Annotated in this window: 15 protein-coding genes and 1 pseudogene; 5 read left to right on the top strand and 11 right to left on the bottom strand. The window is 64.0% G+C overall.

Features of this window, described 5'->3' with window-relative positions:
- The first annotated feature begins 114 nt into the window (after positions 1–114).
- Both ABI213_RS14400 and ABI213_RS14395 read left to right on the top strand, forming a co-directional pair.
- Positions 115–1,359, top strand: coding sequence for an MFS transporter (locus tag ABI213_RS14400; RefSeq protein ID WP_348027622.1), 1,245 nt, complete (start codon positions 115–117; stop codon positions 1,357–1,359).
- A 179-nt stretch (positions 1,360–1,538) separates the two neighbouring features.
- Positions 1,539–2,666: a serine hydrolase gene (locus tag ABI213_RS14395; RefSeq protein ID WP_348027621.1), complete on the top strand. Its 1,128-nt coding sequence runs from the start codon at positions 1,539–1,541 to the stop codon at positions 2,664–2,666.
- Positions 2,667–3,384: 718 nt separating this feature from the next.
- Here ABI213_RS14395 and ABI213_RS14390 read toward each other — a convergent pair.
- The 8 genes and pseudogenes from ABI213_RS14390 to ABI213_RS14355 form a co-directional block, all read right to left on the bottom strand.
- Positions 3,385–3,500, bottom strand: a pseudogene (locus ABI213_RS14390) (integrase); the annotation flags it as partial.
- A gap of 94 nt (positions 3,501–3,594) precedes the next feature.
- On the bottom strand, positions 3,595–4,776 hold the full coding sequence (locus ABI213_RS14385; protein ID WP_348027619.1) for a serine hydrolase domain-containing protein: 1,182 nt from the start codon (positions 4,774–4,776) through the stop codon (positions 3,595–3,597).
- Positions 4,777–4,808: 32 nt separating this feature from the next.
- On the bottom strand, positions 4,809–5,381 hold the full coding sequence (locus tag ABI213_RS14380; RefSeq protein WP_348027617.1) for an outer membrane beta-barrel protein: 573 nt from the start codon (positions 5,379–5,381) through the stop codon (positions 4,809–4,811).
- Positions 5,382–5,433: 52 nt separating this feature from the next.
- Entirely contained in the window at positions 5,434–6,819 is a 1,386-nt protein-coding gene (locus tag ABI213_RS14375) for a HAMP domain-containing sensor histidine kinase (protein ID WP_348027615.1), read from the bottom strand.
- Positions 6,816–7,475 (bottom strand): response regulator transcription factor, encoded by a 660-nt coding sequence (locus ABI213_RS14370; protein WP_348027613.1) that lies wholly within the window; start codon positions 7,473–7,475, stop codon positions 6,816–6,818. Before ABI213_RS14370 ends, ABI213_RS14375 begins: the two co-directional genes overlap by 4 nt.
- A gap of 120 nt (positions 7,476–7,595) precedes the next feature.
- Positions 7,596–8,723, bottom strand: coding sequence for a hypothetical protein (locus ABI213_RS14365; RefSeq protein WP_348027611.1), 1,128 nt, complete (start codon positions 8,721–8,723; stop codon positions 7,596–7,598).
- A gap of 607 nt (positions 8,724–9,330) precedes the next feature.
- Positions 9,331–9,726 (bottom strand): hypothetical protein, encoded by a 396-nt coding sequence (locus ABI213_RS14360; protein ID WP_348027609.1) that lies wholly within the window; start codon positions 9,724–9,726, stop codon positions 9,331–9,333.
- A 14-nt stretch (positions 9,727–9,740) separates the two neighbouring features.
- Entirely contained in the window at positions 9,741–10,655 is a 915-nt protein-coding gene (locus tag ABI213_RS14355; RefSeq protein ID WP_348027607.1) for a glutaminase, read from the bottom strand.
- Positions 10,656–10,942: 287 nt separating this feature from the next.
- On the opposite strand from ABI213_RS14355, the gene ABI213_RS14350 reads away from it, so the two are divergent.
- Positions 10,943–12,844, top strand: a complete 1,902-nt coding sequence (locus ABI213_RS14350) for a sensor histidine kinase (protein ID WP_348006111.1) — start codon at positions 10,943–10,945, stop codon at positions 12,842–12,844.
- Between the two features lie 15 nt (positions 12,845–12,859).
- Here the strand turns inward: ABI213_RS14350 and ABI213_RS14345 are convergent, their stop codons facing one another.
- The 3 genes from ABI213_RS14345 to lplT are packed head-to-tail and all read right to left on the bottom strand — an operon-like array spanning position 12,860 to position 15,600.
- The gene (locus ABI213_RS14345; protein ID WP_348006112.1) at positions 12,860–13,357 is read right to left on the bottom strand and encodes a glutathione peroxidase; all 498 of its coding nucleotides are present in this window, start codon (positions 13,355–13,357) and stop codon (positions 12,860–12,862) included.
- A gap of 33 nt (positions 13,358–13,390) precedes the next feature.
- Positions 13,391–14,266 carry a DMT family transporter gene (locus ABI213_RS14340; RefSeq protein WP_348006113.1) on the bottom strand — a complete coding sequence of 292 codons (876 nt, stop codon included), beginning with the start codon at positions 14,264–14,266 and terminating at the stop codon, positions 13,391–13,393.
- A gap of 53 nt (positions 14,267–14,319) precedes the next feature.
- On the bottom strand, positions 14,320–15,600 hold the full coding sequence (lplT, locus tag ABI213_RS14335) for a lysophospholipid transporter LplT (RefSeq protein WP_348006114.1): 1,281 nt from the start codon (positions 15,598–15,600) through the stop codon (positions 14,320–14,322).
- Positions 15,601–15,779: 179 nt separating this feature from the next.
- On the opposite strand from lplT, the gene alr reads away from it, so the two are divergent.
- Both alr and ABI213_RS14325 read left to right on the top strand, forming a co-directional pair.
- A complete protein-coding gene (gene alr / locus ABI213_RS14330) occupies positions 15,780–16,901 on the top strand; it encodes an alanine racemase (protein ID WP_348006115.1) in 1,122 nt (373 codons plus the stop codon).
- Between the two features lie 160 nt (positions 16,902–17,061).
- Positions 17,062–17,818 (top strand): acyltransferase family protein (locus ABI213_RS14325; protein WP_348027605.1); only part of this gene is annotated, 757 nt, incomplete at its 3' end.

Genomic DNA, 17,818 nt, shown 5'->3' with positions numbered 1-17,818 from the left:
CTTTTTGCGATGGTTTATGGCTTGTTGGCGCGAGACAGGCTTGCGGGGCGTTTCTATAATTTTGACATGCCGGGCAAAAATGACCGGCTTTCACCCCAAGCACACACCACTTTTATGACGACTTCTGCAGCATCTGCCTTGCCTGCCAGCGCCGCCCCCGCTGGCACCGCCCCCCCGGCCTCTACGCCACCCAAAGCCAAGCCCGCACTGGGCATCCTGGCGGCCATCAGCGGCTCGCACATGGTCAACGACATGATGCAGTCGCTGATCCTGGCGATGTACCCGATTCTGAAGGGCGAGTTCTCGCTCAGCTTCGGCCAGATTGGCCTGATTACGCTGACCTACCAGCTGACGGCCTCGCTGCTGCAGCCCCTGGTGGGCCTGTTCACCGACCGCCGACCGCAGCCGTATTCGCTGCCCTTTGGCATGACCTCCACGCTGATCGGCCTGATGCTGCTGGCCTTTGCACCCAGCTTTGGCGTGGTGCTGCTGGCGGCGGCTTTTGTGGGCATAGGCTCGTCCATCTTCCACCCCGAATCGTCGCGGATTGCGCGCCTGGCTTCGGGCGGTAAGCATGGCTTCGCGCAATCCATGTTCCAGGTGGGCGGCAACACCGGTACGGCCATCGGGCCGCTGTTGGCCGCACTGGTGATCGCGCCCTACGGCCAACGCAGCGTGGCCTGGTTTGGGGTGGCCGCCGTGCTGGGCATCTGCCTGCTGCTGGTGGTGAGCCGCTGGTATGCCACGCACCATATCGCCGCCGCAGGCAGCAAAAAGCCGGTGGCGGTAGCGCCCTATCCGCGCAAGGTGGTGGTCGGTGCCGTGGCGGTGCTGCTGGTGCTGATCTTCTCCAAGTATTTTTATCTGGCGGGCATCAGCAGCTTCTACACCTTTTACCTGATGGAACGTTTCGGCCTGAGCGTGCAAAACGCGCAGCTGCATTTGTTCTTCTTCCTGTTCGCTTCGGCGCTGGGCACCTTGGTGGGCGGCCCCATCGGTGACCGCATCGGCCGCAAGCCGGTGATCTGGGTGTCCATCTTGGGCGTGGCGCCCTTCGCGCTGCTGCTGCCGCACGCCGATCTGTTTTGGACCACCGCCCTGACCATCGTGATCGGCCTGGTGCTGTCCTCGGCCTTCTCGGCCATCCTGGTGTACGCCCAGGAACTGATGCCGGGCAAGGTGGGCATGGTCTCGGGCCTGTTCTTCGGTTTTGCCTTCGGCATGGGCGGCATGGGCGCCGCCGTGCTGGGCCTGTTTGCGGACCGGAGCAGCATCGCCGTGGTGTACCAGGCGATTGCCTATTTGCCGCTGCTGGGCATCGTTGCGGCGCTATTGCCGAAAGAGGTGCGGCGGGTTTGACGGGGAGGGACACCGGCGCAGCCAGTGGCGAGGTGGCTATGGTTGCTCTGGGATGGTTTAGGCGATGATCGCAGGTGCTGCCAAAGGCCAGTTTGGGCCCAAAGCAGACTGTGGAAATTCAAAATCTTTTATTGTTGATTACAGGCATGCGATAGAACTCGCGCCGTTAAATTTTAATCATGGGCAAGAAAATAGTTACCCACTCAATGCTGTGGCGGACGCTGTGCTGTCGTTGCGCCTTCGCACTGCTGCTCATAAATGAATGCACTTTTGTTGCACTGGCCGCGCCTGTCGTCTTTCCGGGGGTGTCGTGGGAGTCGGCACCTGAGGCTGAATCGGGAAGCGCTTGCCGCCATGACCTAGAGGCCTCCCGTGACTATGTTCGCACGCTGGACACGACCGCCATCATGGCCGTTCAGAACGGCCGCGTCCTGTTTAGCGACGGTCCAGTCCAGGCCGTCAGCATCGTCTTTTCTGTGCGCAAGAGCTTGTTGTCGATGATGTACGGCAAGTACGTGGCAAACGGCACTATCGATCTTGATCGAACGCTGGCCGACTTAGGCATAGACGATGTGGGCGGCCTGCTGCCCATCGAGCGAAAAGCGACGCTGCGCGATCTTCTCACCGCTCGTTCGGGCGTATACCACCCGGCTGCCAATGGAGGTGATGATGCGACAGCCGCGCCCCCACGTGGATCGCAGGCACCAGGGAGCTACTTTCTATATAACAACTGGGACTTCAATGCTGCAGGTACTGCTTTTGAACGTCTGACAGGCCGCGGCATATACCAAGCATTCGCATCCGATTTGGCAATGCCCCTGCAGCTTCAGGATTTCGATCTCGCTCGCCATAAACGCAGTGGCGATGCAAGACGGTCTCAGCACCTTGCCTACCCTTTCTACCTGTCTACCCGCGATATGGCACGCCTGGGGTACTTGATGCTGCGAGGGGGAAACTGGCAAGGGCAGCAGTTGATCCCTGCTGACTGGATTGCGCAGATGACACGACAGACAACCCCTGCCGCGCAAATGCATCCGGCACACACTGCGCGGCGTGGCTTCGGATACGGCTATTTATGGTGGCTGCTGGAGGAGCCGCTGGACTCGCCCTTGAATGGCGCCTACATGGCATGGGGTGTTCAAGGCCAGTACATCCTTGTCATTCCGAAACGGGAGATGGTTATTGTGCACAAGCGTCAAGTGCCAGTCGCTGGCAATTGGAATGTCAGCTGGGTCGGTCCGACCGAGTTTCTGCACATTGCACACATGCTGGTTGCTGCGCCCTGTCGAGCGTATCAAGGCCCATGATTTAGGGGCTTTCTATACTAAATCGGGAACGGGAAGCGCATTGCTGAAATTGGGCTTCTTGAGCACTGTGCGGTTTGGGAATACCCTAGGGCGCGGGACTCGCAGTGACAGCATCTGTCCGATTGCGGCCTTTCACGCTTCATCCCTTCCTCGGACAACAGCGCGTTCGATGGCGTCATTTGCTATATAAAAAATAGCTGCCAGCGCTGGTGCCACCTGCGCCAGAGCCCGATTTTTCTTAAATCGTTGGCCGCACCCTAAGCTCCACCCCACAAGCCATCGGCATCCAGAATCTCAAACGCAAGCGCTGGCGTGGCCTCCAAACACCGCCGTAATGCTCCAAGGCGTGATGCAGTGACGGCCATGCGTCGGTGGGATTCAAGGGTGCTTTGAGCCCGTTGCGACCGTTCGGCATTGGTCTGCGAATGACGGCTATGCAGCGACTGCTGACGGTGGGAGCTGCCCTGCGTACTCTCCCTGACTGCCACGAAGCAGCTATTGGGTACCCTGGCAGGCGCTGGCCAAAGCGGTGCCTGTGAAAAACCGTCTCTGGCGGCGCGATCGACCGCCTCAGCCGGTGTTGAGTGGAGCGACCGCTGTACTGTCTGTCGTGGGTTGAACGCTTGCGGCATAAAGCACTGCTTGTGACGGACTCCACATAGCTGCCATTGAAGGCGCCCGCCCGGTACCGGAGCAAAGGCCGCCTCCGATGACCACCTCAGATTTCCGTCTGTTTGGAGATTCCAAGACCGCCGTCGAGCTCGATACCCAGATACGTCACTGTCGATTCCAGCTTTGAGTGGCCGAGCAGAGTTGCACGGCTCGGAGATTTTGACACGTGGACAAAGCGAAGCTGGCTCGCAACCATCGAGCACGACGGTCAGTGAGGTGAAGAGCGGCGACGCATATTGGGGCACGAACCCTTGCCTCATAGACACACGCGCAGAACCTCGCACAGCACGTCCATCACGCCACTCGTCACGAAGGACGATCGAAAGACCTCATGCTGAGCGGGCAAGGCGGCGCGCACGAGCGGCTCGGCCAATTTCAAGCCGCCGTCGCTGTTGGTCAACATGACCAAGCCGTCTCCTGAGCGCGGGAATGCGATCGCGAATGCGCGGTAGCCAGGATTGTTGCCCCACTGCCAGAGATGCACGTCGTCCCCCGTATGCTCGATGCCCCAGCCCAGCCCCCAGCGCAGGTTCAGACCCGTATCGACATCGACGGGGGAGTCAGAGATCCGCGCCAGCAGGGCTTCATCGCGCAGCAGTGCCGCGAGGAAGCGGCCGTAATCCTCGGCCGTCGTATACAGCGAGAAGGCCGCGACCGGCCTGCGCAGTTCGATCACCTTACGGGGGGCGCCATTGGCTTTGGTGCCGGACAACAAGCGCTCGGCGATCTCGGGCGTCAACCGGTAGCTGCTGTGCGCCATGCCCAGCGGTGCGAAGACCTGTTCTTGCATCACCTCGTCCAGCGGTTGACCCACGACCGCCTCGACCGCCCGCTGCAACAGCACGTAGCCTTCACCCGAGTAGGTCCAGCGGGTGCCGGGAGTGCTTTTGAAATGGAGCGGGCCCGACGCCCAGTTGGGCAGACCCGCAGTGTGCTGCAAAAGCATTCGCACGGTGACGGCCTGCAGCCGGGGGTCCGTCACCTCATCTGCTGACGCGGATGCACCTTCCTGCAAAGGATCGAACGCGTGCCGATAGCCATGCGGAAGGTATCTCAGCACCGGCGCATCGAGTGCCAGGCGACCCTGTTCCACAAGCTTTAGCACGGCGTACGCGAAGACCGGCTTGCTCAAAGACGCCGCCTGGAACACGCTGTCAGCCCTCACATCCAGCGCTGGATCACAACCCGAAGCGGTCATGACCTGATGCAGCGTACGCTGCCTGATAACTGCAACCGCCGCAGCGCAGATGTTATGCCGCTCCACCAGTTGCACAAGCTGGTCGGCCGGCTCTGCCGATGCGGGCTCTGGGTTGGGCGTCGATGCACAGGATGCCAGCGCCATCAGCGCCGTGAGCAAGACACAGCGGGCGAATCGTGGCAAGGAAGGCGTCTCGTATTGAAGCATGTCGATGACGTGAGGATTAATGGGAGCGGCCAAGCGCATAGCCCGAGGCCGCACGACCGCGCCGGCTAGAACTTGAAGACCAGGCCGCCCTCGGCCTTCTGCTGCGTAAGACGATCGCTGCCCTTGCCGCGCGAGCCGTAGTAGGCGTATTCGACCACTGCCGAAACCTGCGTCGAAATCCTCCATTCGAGGCCGACGCCGGCCATGGGCCGCACATAGGTGTCGCGGCTCGAGTGGCCTACCGAGTCATGCACGTCAACCCGGTTCAGCGCCAGACCGAACTTGCTGAAGAGCGCGAACGAGTCGCCCAGAGGTATCGTCCCACGGGCGGCCGCATAGACCACCTGCGAGGACATCTCCGCCCGATAGGCCGAACCCGGAGTGGGATCGGCCGCGCGCCAGGTGCCGAAGTCACCGTATCCGAGCTCGGCCGCCCAGGCGGGCGTGAACTGCAGGCCGCCGTAGATCTTCAGCGCGCGCGGGCGGTTGTCGTTGGGCACGCTGCGGCCGTTGATGGCGAAGTTCGCTTCGCCCGGCGTGGCGAGATTGATGCCGACGTAGTGTTCGGCAAAGGGTGGAGCGGCGTGTGCCGAGACGGCGGCAAGGAGCGTGGCGGCGGTGAGGAAGATGGTTCTCAAGAAAGACTCCGGTCGGTTGGAAAGGGACCGGGCCATTGTCGAAGTCCGCATCTTAAGGGAGGCCCAAGACCGACGCCGGCAGTTGCAACGCGAAGCGCACGCCGCAGCCGCCCGGCCGCGCAAGGCCGTCTTCGAGCGTGATCCGGCCGGCGAGCCGCTCTGCGGCCCGGGCCGCGATGGCCAGCCCGAGCCCGGTGCCAGGCACATCGTGCCCGGCTCCACGCCAAAAGCGCTCGAACACGAGCAGCCGGTCGGCTGGCGCGATGCCGGGTCCGTCGTCGGCCACGTCCAGGCGCGGTCCGTCGGGCAGGCGCTGCAGGCTCACCTCGATGCGCCCACCTCGGCCGACATAACGCAAGGCGTTGTCGAGCAGGTTCTGCAACACCGAGTGCAGCGCCACCGCGTCGACCTGAACTGGCATGTGCTCGGGCGCGACGAGCTCCAGCACGATGCCGCGTTCACGCGAGACGCCAGCCTGCTCAGCCAGCCGGTCGGCGCAGAAGTGGGTCAGATCGAGGCTTGCCCGTGGGACGGGTTGATCGTTGTCGAAGCTGGCCAGGTCCAGCAGCTGGCTCGACAGGTGGGCGCTGCGCGTGATGGCCTGCTGCAGCGCGGCGGCGGCCGTCTCGCGTGCAGCCGCGTCGCGGGCCTGGACCAGGGCGTGGGCCTGCGTGGCCAACACGGCCAGCGGCGTACGCAATTCATGTGCGGCTTCGTGGAGCCAGGCGCGTTCACGCGCGCGGCGCTGGCGCAGGCGCTGCAGCAGCGCATCGAAAGCCTGCCCCAAGGGTCGCAGTTCGCGGTAGCGCAGGTCTACGCCCAGTGGCGCAAGGTCCAGCGTCAGATCGAGCTCGTGCAGCCGCTTCGCAAAGCGCCGCAACGGCGACAGACCCGTGTACACGCCCACCCACAGCGGCAGCAGGACCAGCGGAAAGGCCAGCAGCAGTTGTTTGCCCAGCTCCCAACCGGCAAAGCTCAGCAGGGTGCCGCGCGACAGGGCCGGCTCGGCCAGTCGCAGCGACCAGTGCAGGCTGTCCTGGCGGTAGGTCCAGTAGGTCTTGCCGGCGATGGTGTGCTCGCCGACACCGGGTTGGGTGATGTCCACCACCAACCCGCTCACGTAGATGCTGCGCCCGCCGGTGTCGACGAGCTGGGCCAGCAGTGGGCCTGGGAAAATCGGCTTTTGGTCGCGCAGCCCGTTGATGTGGCGCAGGTGGGCGTCCAGCACGCGCGCGGCCAGCGCAGGGTCGTCGATGGCCTCGAGCCCTGCTGCGAGTTGGCGGCCGAACTGGCGCACGCCGGGGTCGGAGGCCAGGGCCTGCTGGATTTCGAGCTGATCCTCCACCAACAGCAGCGCGGCGACCAATGAGAACGCCAGCAGCAGGGCGCCGATCAAGCGGCGCGCCAGCGTGGGCCGCAGCCAGCCCGGCAACGTCATGTGCACTCCAGCCAGTAGCCGACGCCGCGCAGCGTGCCGATGCGCGCCGCGCCGATCTTGCGCCGCAGGTTGGCCAAGTGCACTTCCAGCGTGCCCAGTTCCATCGGTTCGCCCAGCGGTGCAAGGCGCTGCGCAAGCTGGTGCTTGGGCACAACGCCGCCGCGCTCACGGGCGAGCTCCAGCAGCAGCTGGTATTCGCGCGGCGACAGAGAGAGCTCCGCACCGTCGAGCAATGCCCGCTGGCGGCGCGGCTCCAGGGTCAGGTCACCGAGGACCCAGCTGTCGCTGGCCTGCTGGGCGCTGCGCCGCAAGACGGAGCGCAGGCGTGCAACCAGTTCGGGTATCTCGAAGGGTTTGACGACGTAGTCGTCAGCACCGCCGTCGAAGCCGGCAAGGCGATCCTCCAGCGCGGCGCGGGCGGTGATGACGATGATCGGCACGGCGCTGCCCTGGCGTCGCCAGCGCGTCAGCAGCTGGCGGCCGTCGCCGTCGGGCAGGGTCTGGTCCAGGAGGACCGCGTCCTGCGCAGCGGGCTCCAGCCGGAGCGGCGCATCGTGTGCACGGCGCAGCCAGGTGCAACTGTGGCCCTCAGTACGCAGCGCGGCCTGCAGCGCATGGCCCAGGTCGAGGTCGTCCTCAATCAGCAGAATGTGCATGGAAGCGAAGGGAGTTGTTGCCGAGCGCGCTCGGCGGGGATGCGCGAGGGTAGCGCAGTGCCACACCCGCCTCTATGCTGGACAGGGCAGCCGCTCATGCTCGCCGCATCGCGCTCCTTCTCAAGGGACGAACTGTTGCACGAAGGACAAGGTCTCCCGGCGCGTGACGCGCAAGGCTGTCGGTGCGTCGATCGTGCCAAGCCTCTGCGCCGCCAATGCAGACGGCGACAGACCAGGCACATAGAAGTCCAGCAGCCATTTCATATCGCTGAAGTCCAGGTGCCCAGCGTCCGAAACGGTGACATTGCGGCTCGGCCCCGTGGCCAGTCGCATCACGGTGTCGATGGTCGGGTCGCCCACATGGTTGGCGGCCAGCAGGAACATTACGGGCTTCTGCCACGCGCCCGCAGTGCCATCGTAGACGGTGCCGTCGATGTCCAGACCAGCTTTAGCGCGTGCGTCGGAGCGTGCCGTCTGCACGGCAGCCGCGCCGCCGATGGAATGCCCGACGAGACCGATGCGCGCAAGATTCAGGTGGCCGTCCAGCACGCCCGTGCCCGGGCCCTGCAGCCAGTCGAGCACAAAGCGCTGATCCGCGACCATCGTCGCGACCGCGTCATCCAGGAATCCTGGCACCGACTGCCCGGGCGCGGGCCCAGCCAGAGGCTGCACCACCTTTCCGTTCGCCATCGCCGTCGCGCCGGAAATGTAAGGGTGGTCGACGGCAACGACCACGATGCCATGGCTGGCCAGCTCTTCCAGGAGGGTCGAATAGGTTTCCACGACCATGCCATAGCCAGCCGAGAAAATGACCACGGGGTACATGCTGCCGGGTTGCAGCGGGCCCTCTGACTTGGCATTGGTCTGCACGCCGGGCGCCTTGGTCGGGATCGACAACTGCGCCCTCACCGATTCGGTGATGTTCGGATCGAGATAGGCAGCCCGCGCGCCCGAGGCGGTGGAAACCATGGGGTACCACACCTTGATGCCGAGTTCTCGCCGATCTTGTTCATCGGGCGTGTGTTGCTCAGCGCGTTTCGCATCCACCAGATGCCAGGCGGTCTTGCCGACGCATTGCTCACCCGTCGGCGCTGGCAGATGCAGGGCATCTAATGGGCCGGGTGGCAACTGGCAACGATCGGCATAGCCGGATGGATCGGCGAGACTTGGAGCCTCGGCCTGTTCGCCGTTACCTCCACATCCACTTAGGCAGATCACGGCGGCGAAGGTGGCGCTCAAAATGCTCATAGTCATGGTCAGCGTGGCGCCAAGGCGTCGCTGCCGGCGGGGTGCAGGTGAATTCATCATGGTCGAGGGGCGTGTCGTCTGGGGAGTTGAGGGGTCAGGTTCGCTGCGGGCGTCGGGTAAAGCCGTCCGAGCGCCCGGGGGGCATTGTTGGGCAGATAACCTTGCGATTTGCCCAAGGTGTCCTCGAAGTCGGTGGCCTCAAGAATCGCCGTGGTTCCCTACCGAACTACGAATGCCACCGTTCGCGTTGCTCCCGGGCCGGCGAATGTGCGTGCGAACAGCAGGCCTCGGCTGCCGCCCTCAATCGCGTTCGCGGACGGACCGCCAACAGTCCGCTGGTGTTGTCCATCGGCGTAGGCCGAAGGGCGGCAAGTGGGGCGCTGCAGTTGCTTGCACGTTTCCGGTGAGCGTCGGCAACCAGCCTGCAGCGGTCATGCGCCTTGACCGGCCGACAGCCAGCTCCTGGCCGAAACAAGCCTCTCAAGCTTCATCCAGGCACCATCGATAAGCGCTTAAATCATTTCAATGTTTGCTATGCAAAAAATAGCTGCCAGCGCTGGTGCCACCTGCGCCAGAGCCCGGTTTTTCTTAAATCGTGGGCCGCAACCTAAGCCCCGCCCCACAACCCCTCCGCATCCAGAATCTCAAACGCAATCGCTGGTGTGGCTTCCAAACACCGCCGCACCGCTGCCGGAATCGCCTGCTTGGTTTTGCGGCACAGGCCGGGTTGGTCGTGCACCTGGATGTGGAAGCCGCGCACGGTTTGTACTTCGTTGGCGCCGGGGGCGATGGTCAGTTGGATGCCGAGCTGGTCGTGCAGGCGGGCCTGCATGCGCTGCAGGTCGGGCAGGGTTTGCAGGCTCTCCAGCCGGGCGAGCAGCTTGGCCTCTTCTTCCTTGGTAAGCCGCAGGATGCGCAGGTCGGCCTGCGGGTCGGCCAGCAGCTTTTCGCGCTGGCAGACGCAGGCACCGGGCGGGCACTTTTTGCGGATGGGGATGTGCATGCGCGGGCGGCGGGCTAAAAAATAGACAGGCCGGTGCGCCCCGCAAACAGCTCCAGCGCGTGCATGCCGAGCAGCGAATTGCCGCTGGCGTCCAGCGCGGGGGACCAGACGCACAGGGTGAGCTGGTCGGGCACCACGGCGACGATGCCGCCGCCCACGCCGCTTTTGCACGGCAGGCCGATGCGGTAGGCAAATTCGCCCGCCGCGTCGTAGGTGCCGCAGGTGAGCATTAGCGCGTTGACGCGGCGGGCCTGGCTTTCGGTGACCACCGCCACGTCGGTGCGGTAGGGGTGGTGGCCGTCGCGGCACAGGTAACCGGCGGCGCGGGCCATTTGCTGGCAGCTCATGCGGATGGCGCACTGGTGGAAGTACAGGTCCAGCACGGCGGCCACGGGGTTGTCGAGCTTGCCAAAGCTCTTCATGAAGTTGGCCACGGCGTGGTTGCGAAAGCCGGTTTCGGCCTCGGACCGGGCGACCTCGGGGTCGAGGTGTACCGGTTCGTTGCACAGGTCGGACAGCATCTCCAGCAGGCTGCCCACGCCGTCGCCATGCGACAGCAGCCGGTCGGCCACGGCGATGGCCCCGGCATTGATGAAGGGGTTGCGCGGCTTGCCCTGCTCGTTTTCCAGCTGCACCAGCGAATTGAAGGGGTTGCCCGACGGCTCGCGGCCAATGCGCTGCCACAGCGTGTCACCCAGATGCTGCATCGCCATGGTCAGCGAAAACAGCTTGGACATGCTTTGGATGGAGAACGGCGTGGCGGCATCGCCGCTGGCGGCCTCCAGCCCGTCGCGGGTGCGCAGTGCGATGCCGAATTGCTGTGGCGACACCCGGGCCAGCGCCGGGATATAGCTGGCCACCTGGCCCTGCGCGCCGAGCAGGGGCCGCACGGCGGCATCGATGTCGTCAAGGATGGCTTGGAAGTTCACGCACGCAGCTCCGCACTAAATGGAGCCCGGATTGTCCCGTATTCTGCTGGGCCCGCAAAAACTGGGGTGCTATTGAATAAATAGCTGCTTGCGCAGGTGCCGTATGCGCTGAAGGCCTATTTAATATATAAATTGTCTGGGCCCGGCTGCATTTGGCAGAGAATGCAGCGAGCGAAATCCACGACAAGGTGCGTTATGCCGGACCCCGGTTGCTACCCCGCTGTTTGCCAGACCCCACGGGGTGGCTGGTGGCGTGCCACTGTGCGTGTGGGGTTGCGGGTGGGGCTGTGGCTTGGCCTGCTGGCGGCGGCGGTGTTGCCTGCGGCCGACGGGGCGGTACCCGCGCAGGCGCGGCATTTCACGCAGGCCCAGGTGTGGAGCGGGCCGGACGGCTCGTTCGCCCCGCCTGGCAGCTGGACGCAGCCGCGCTCGCCGCAAGCCGGGCCGATGGGACCCATGGAAGCACCCAGGCATTGCCCTACACCTGGCCACGGGCGGTGCTGCCCGGCGGCGCCGAGGCCGACCGGGTGCCGCAAGTGACCTGGGTGCAGGTCAGTCTGGACGGTGTGCCGCCTGCGCCGGGTGGCGTCTACCTGTACCTGCCGCGCTGGCAAACCATTGGCCGCATCGCGGTGTATGGCGACGACCGGTTGCTGTACCGATCCACCGGCGACCTGGTGTGGAACGGCTTCAACCACCCGCTGTGGGTGGCGCTGGATGCCGAGGGCCAGGCGCCGCTGCCCCGGCTGCTGCGCCTGCGCATCGACAGCCGGCCCAGCGCCGGTGGCGCGGTGTCGTCGCTGTGGGTGGGCCCGGCACCGGCGCTGTTGCCCGGGCTGCACTTGCGCGAGGCGCTGCAGTCGCAGATTGCGCAGCTGATCAGCGTGGCGGTGCTGGGGCTGGGCCTGTTTGCCCTGGCCGTGTGGCTGCTGCGCCGGGGCGAAATCGCCTACCTGCTGTTTGCGCTGTACGCGCTGCTGCTGGGGCTGCGCAGCCTGCACTTCCACATGGGGCTGCAGCCGCTGCCGATTGCGTCGGCCTGGTTTGGCTGGATGACGGTGAATGCGGTCAACGCGCTGCTGGTGACCTGGTATTTTTTCGTCACCACCCTGGTGCCGCGGGCACCGCGCTGGCCGGGACGCAGCTTGCTGGGCCTGCTACTGCTGTCCAGCCTGGTCACGCTGCCGCTGCTGTCGGATGATCCACGGGCGGCGGCGCTGGCACCTTTGTCGTATCTGCTGACCATCTGCGCGGGCGGCCCGGCCGTGCTGCTGCTGGCCTGGGTGGCCTGGCGGCGGGGCGCGCGCGAGGGCCTGCTGGCATCTGCCGTGGGGGTGATCGATCTGCCGGTGGCCATCCACGACTGGCTGATGCAGAACTACCTGGTCGGGCCCGAGAGCTACTACGCCTGGCCGGTGTCTGCGATGGCGCGGCTGCTGGTGTTCATCTACATTTTGCTGCGCCGCTACGTGGGGGCAATCGACGAGGTGGAGCGTGCCAACCTGCGGCTGGCCGAGCGCCTGGCCGCACGCGAGGCCGAGCTGTCCGCCAGCTACGAGCAGTTGCGCCAGGTGCAGCAGCGCCAGACCCTGAGCCGCGAGCGCCAGCGCCTGATGCAGGACATCCACGACGGCATGGGTTCGCAGCTGATGAGCGCGCTCAAAGTGGCTGAATCCGGCCGCCTGAGCGAGGCGCAGATGGCGCTGGTGCTGCGCGAATGCATAGACGACCTGAAGCTCACCGTGGATTCGCTGGAGCCGGTGGAGGCCGACCTGCTGCTGGTGCTGGCCACGCTGCGCTACCGCCTGGCACCGCGCTTGTCCGATGCGGGTCTGGCCATCCGCTGGGAGGTGGTGGCGCTACCGCCGCTGCCCTGGCTGGACCCGCGCTGTGCGCTGCACGTGCTGCGCATCCTGCAAGAGGGCATCAGCAACGTGCTGCAGCATGCCCAGGCCACCGAGCTGCGGGTGGCCACGGCACTGGACGGCGAGGCGGGCGTCTACGTAACCCTGACCGACAACGGCCGGGGTTTTGACACCGCAACCCATGCCGAAGGGGGCCGTGGCCTGTCCAACATGGTGCGCCGCGCGGACCTGATCGGCGGCCGCGTCAGTTGGGAAGCCGTGCCGGGCGGCACCTGCTGCCGCGTCTGGCTGCCGCAGCGCCGGGAGCTGGAGGGCGCGGAATAGCGGCATAGCGACTGGCTAGCTCGCCAGCGCGGCCTCGATGTCTTTGGCCAGGCTCTTGGGCGTGTCGGTGGGCGCGTAGCGCTTGAGCACCTGGCCGTCTTTGCCGACCAGAAACTTGGTGAAGTTCCACTTGATGGCCTTGGTGCCCAGCAGGCCGGGGGCTTCGGCGCACAGCCACTGGTACAGCGGGTCGGCGCCGGCGCCATTGACCTCGATCTTGGCCATCATCGGGAAGCTGACGCCGTAGTTGAGCTGGCAAAAACTGGCGATCTCATCGTTGCTGCCCTTGTCCTGCGCGCCAAACTGGTTGCACGGAAAGCCCAGTACCACCAGGCCCTTCGCGCCGTAGCTTTGGTGCAGTTCTTCCAGCCCGGCAAATTGCGGCGTGAAGCCGCAGGCGCTGGCGGTGTTGACGATCAGCAGGGCCTGGCCTTTGAATGGGGCCAGGGGCAGCGACTCGCCGGTGATGCCGGTGGCGCTGAAGTCGTAAATCGAGGTGTTGGAGGTGGTCATGCCACCATTGGAGCAGAAGCGCGGCGCGTTTGCTTAGTCGCTACGCGCCGCCAGCAGCGCCGCCAGCAAAATCAGCGCCGCCCCCACCAGCGTGCGCGGCGACAGGCTGGCGGCACCCAGGGCGACGGACGAGACGCTGGCAAACACGATCTCGGTCAGCATCACGATGGAGCTATTGCTGGACGACAGCCGCGCCGCGCCGTACTGCAGCCCCATATTGCTGATGAAAAACAGCAAGCCCATCAGCACGATGGCGCTGGCCCAGCCCGCGTGTACGGCTGGTACAGCCTCCACCATGCCGAACTGCCCGCCTACGAGCGCCGCCAGCCCGGCCATCAGCACACCGCCGCCAAACATGGCGACCATGCGTTCGGTGCCGGGCACATGCTGCTGGCGCCGCAGCAGCACGGTGGTCAGTGCAAAGCTGAAGCCACCCAGCAAGGCCAGCCCATCGGCGGCCGAAAACCCCAGGCTGGCAAAGCTGGCCAGGCCGCTGGCCGGCCACAGCACGACCAGCACGCCGGCCAGCGCCAGGGCCAGCCGCAGCAGCGAAGCCCGGGTAGGGCGCTCGCCCAGCACCAGCCAGGCCAGCAGCACGGCCCAGCCGGGCATCAGATAAAACAGCAGCACCACCCGCACCACGTCGCCAATCGCCACGGCCCAGTTAAAGCCCACATTGGTCATGCCGGTGGCCAGCAGCAGCCACCACAGACCGGGTTGGCGCCACATGCCTTGCCATGCGCGCGGCCGCCAGACCAGTAAACCGAGCAGCGCGACGGCGTAGAGCAGAGAGGTGGACCACAGCGGGTGCAGCCCGGCGTTTTGCAATTGGCGAAACGGCCACCACGACACGCCCCAGATGAAGGCGTTGAGCAGCAGGGCGAGAACAGGGAGCAGGGCGGAGGGCATGCGGGATGCTCTGGCGATAGGGCGCTGGTAGTGCGCTAAAAGGGCGCTGAGGGTCAGTGTGTATTGTCGGTGCGGGCCAGCATCAGCAGGTGCTCGACCTCGTCCTTGTGCTTCACGCAGTTGCTGGCGTGCCAGCGCTGGATCAGCCACATGAACCCGGCCACCACCAGACCAAAGGCGGTGATGGCACCAAACGAGGACAGGCCCAGGCCGGTAGACACGCTGTAGAACGCGCCAAGTGCCAGGATGCACAGCTGTTCGTTGAAGTTTTGCACCGCAATCGAACGGCCTGCGCCCATCAGGTTATGGCCGCGGTGCTGCAGCAAGGCATTCATCGGCACCACCATGAAGCCGCCCAGCCCGCCCAGAATGATCAAAAACGGCACCGCCAGCCAGACGCTGTGGATGAAGTTCATCAAAATCACCAGCAAGCCCATCGCCAGCCCCAGCGGTATCACCTTGGTGGCCGTGTCCAGCCGCATGCGCATGGAGGCTGCCACGGCCCCCACGGCCGTGCCAATCGCCACCACACCCAGCAAACTGGTGGACTGGGTGATGCTGTAGCCCAGGGCGGTGGCGCTCCAGGCCAGCACGATGTATTTCAGGTTGCCGCTGACACCCCAGAACAAGGTAGTGGTGGCCAGGGTGATCTGGCCCAGCTTGTCGTTCCACAGCCGGGAGTTGCAGCGCCAGAAGTCGGGCAGCAGCGCCAAAAAGTTGCGCGGCATGGGGCGCATTTCCACCCCGGTGTCGGGGATACGGGTGTTGAACCACGCGGCCAGCGCATACACCGCAATCAACACGCTGATGGCGGCCTGGGGTGGGGTGTTGATTCCGGTGTCGATGAGCGGAAAGTCGAACGCCAGCAGTTTGGACGACAGCATCGGTCCCACCAGTTGGCCGCCAAACAGCACGCCCAGGATGATGGAGGCAATCGTCAGCCCCTCGATCCAGCCATTGGCCTTGACCAGTTGCGATGCGGGCAGCATTTCGGTCAGGATGCCGTATTTAGCGGGGGAATAGGCGGCAGCACCCAGGCCGACGATAGCGGTGGCCACCAGGGGGTGGGCGCCAAACAGCATCATCCCGCAGCCCACCATCTTGATGGCGTTGCTGGCCAGCATCACCCGGCCCTTGGGATAGGCATCGGCCAGCGCACCCAGCCAGGGGGCCAGGATGACGTAGAACAACGCAAACATCGGCACCAGTGCCGCTTGCTGCCATTGCGGACCGCCGCTGCCCCGGATCAAGGCCACCGACGCTACAAAGAGCGCTTGGTCGGCCAGTGACGAGAAGAACTGGGCCGACATGAGGGTAAAGAAACCGCGCTTCATTAAATTGGGGTAACGGCATCAGCGTGGCTGATGCGGGTTGATTTAAGCCATGTCTCTAAAGAAGTGCGGGTTATAGCACGTGGCGGAATGCCAAAATCCCTAATACCCCCGGACTTACTCGGCACTTACTCCGCATCCGCCCCGCAATCTTGCCCCTTTGACCAGAACGGACCCGAAACATGCCCCGTCCCATCCAAGCCACCATCCACACCGATGCCTTGCGCCACAACCTGGCCCGTGCCCGTACCGCCGCAGGCGATGCCCGGGTCTGGGCGGTGGTCAAGGCGAATGCCTACGGCCACGGTATCGAGCGGGCGTTTGCAGGCTTGCGCGGGGCTGATGGCTTTGCCCTGCTGGACCTGAACGAGGCCGAGCGCGTGCGCGCCCTGGGCTGGCGCGGCCCGGTGCTGCTCCTCGAAGGTGTGTTCGAGCAGCGCGATCTGGAGCTGTGTTCGCGCCTGGACCTGTGGCACACGGTGCACTGCGATGCCCAGATCGACATGCTGGCCATCCACAAAACCAATCTGCCGCACCGCGTTTTTTTGAAAATGAACAGCGGCATGAACCGGCTGGGTTTTAGTCCCGAACGTTACAGGTCCGCCTGGACCCGGCTGAACCTGCTGCCGCAAGTGGACGAAATCTCGCTGATTACCCATTTCAGCGATGCCGACGGCCCGCGCGGTATTGCCGAAGCGCTGGCCGTATTCAACGCCGTGACGGCCGACCTGCCCGGCGAACGCAGCGTGGCCAACAGCGCCGCCACTCTGCGCCACACGCCCGGCGGCCCGCTGCAGCAGCCCGCGCTAGCTGCCCAGGTGGCGGGCGACTGGGTGCGTCCTGGCATCGCCATCTACGGCAGTGCGCCCGATTTCCCCGCCTACAGCGCCGCCGACTGGGGTCTGCAACCCGCTATGACGCTTGCTGCAAAAATAATAGCTACCCAAGATTTACACACGGGCGCTAGCGTCGGATATGGCTCTAGCTTTGTGGCCGACCAGGCGATGCGTATCGGCGTGGTCGCCTGCGGCTATGCCGATGGCTATCCGCGCATCTGTCCCACCGGGACCCCGGTACTGGTCGATGGCGTGCGTACCCGTACCTTGGGCCGCGTCAGCATGGACATGCTGGCGGTAGACCTGACCCCCGTGCCCCAAGCGCATATAGGCAGTGTCGCCACGCTATGGGGCCGGGCCGCGAATGGCATGGTGCTGCCGATTGACGAAGTCGCCCAGATGGCGGGTACGGTGGGCTATGAGTTGATGTGTGCGCTTGCGCAGCGGGTGCCGGTGGTGGTGGAGTAGTACCGAAAAAAATTGCATACAAAAATAAAGCTGCTTAGAATGTGCGCAGCCTCGCTGGTGTAAAAGTATTTCCTGACTGTGCATACCGAGTTGCGCAAAATTCTTAATCCAATATTAATGTATTCATATGGGAATATTGCGGCTGTATTTGGCACTGTGTGTGGTGGGTGTCCACAGTGGTTCCATATTCCCATGGGCGGCACACGACGGCCACCAAGCCGTGCAGATTTTCTATCTGATATCGGGCTTTTATATGCAGATGGTGTATGGCGCAAACTATGCAACACCCGCTGAGTTTTATGCCAGTCGTTTTATCCGCATATTCATTCCCTACTGGATTATCCTTGCACTGACCCTGGCCCTCAGTCTGTGTTCGGTCATGTTGCATTGGCAATGGATTTGGACTTCGGTACATCCGTACTTCGATGCGCCTTTTCAGCACAATGGCGTAATGGGTGTGCTAGTGGCTGGCATAAGCAATATCACACTCTTTTTTCAGGATTGGGTGATGTTTCTGGCCGACGATGCGGGCCGTGGCCTGGTATTCACCAGCGACTTTCGCACCGGTAGTGATCCTCTTTACCGATATCTGCTGATTCCACAGGCATGGACAGTCAGCGTTGAACTCACATTCTATTTATTGGTACCATTTTTCAGCGCCATGCGAAGCCGAACGCTGCTGGCCATCGCCATTGCGGCTTTGTTGGCACGTATTTATGCTTACGAGGTACTGGGTTGGAAAAATGATCCTTGGGAATACCGGTTTTTCCCTTTTGAACTGTCTTTGTTTTTGCTGGGCATGCTGAGCCAGCGCCTGTACCGACGTCTACCAGTGCAAATGCGCAAGTTCAGATTGAAAAACCTGGGAAACTATGTTCTGGCAAGCGTATTTTTGATCGGGGTATTAGCCGGGGCTA

The sequence above is a fragment of the Rhodoferax sp. genome, from assembly GCF_039922535.1.
In the GTDB taxonomy this organism is placed as follows: domain Bacteria; phylum Pseudomonadota; class Gammaproteobacteria; order Burkholderiales; family Burkholderiaceae_C; genus Rhodoferax_B.
Note: the sequence above shows the minus strand (reverse complement) of the source record. Positions and strands in the feature narration are given on the sequence as shown.

Coding starts and splice junctions, on each gene's coding strand:
- ABI213_RS14345 (WP_348006112.1), bottom strand. CDS start 13,357: ATGACCACCTCCAACACCTCGATTTACGACTTCAGCGCCACCGGCATC.
- alr (WP_348006115.1), top strand. CDS start 15,780: ATGCCCCGTCCCATCCAAGCCACCATCCACACCGATGCCTTGCGCCAC.
- ABI213_RS14340 (WP_348006113.1), bottom strand. CDS start 14,266: ATGCCCTCCGCCCTGCTCCCTGTTCTCGCCCTGCTGCTCAACGCCTTC.
- ABI213_RS14375 (WP_348027615.1), bottom strand. CDS start 6,819: ATGACGTTGCCGGGCTGGCTGCGGCCCACGCTGGCGCGCCGCTTGATC.
- ABI213_RS14400 (WP_348027622.1), top strand. CDS start 115: ATGACGACTTCTGCAGCATCTGCCTTGCCTGCCAGCGCCGCCCCCGCT.
- ABI213_RS14370 (WP_348027613.1), bottom strand. CDS start 7,475: ATGCACATTCTGCTGATTGAGGACGACCTCGACCTGGGCCATGCGCTG.
- ABI213_RS14360 (WP_348027609.1), bottom strand. CDS start 9,726: ATGCACATCCCCATCCGCAAAAAGTGCCCGCCCGGTGCCTGCGTCTGC.
- lplT (WP_348006114.1), bottom strand. CDS start 15,600: ATGAAGCGCGGTTTCTTTACCCTCATGTCGGCCCAGTTCTTCTCGTCA.
- ABI213_RS14395 (WP_348027621.1), top strand. CDS start 1,539: ATGGGCAAGAAAATAGTTACCCACTCAATGCTGTGGCGGACGCTGTGC.
- ABI213_RS14365 (WP_348027611.1), bottom strand. CDS start 8,723: ATGAGCATTTTGAGCGCCACCTTCGCCGCCGTGATCTGCCTAAGTGGA.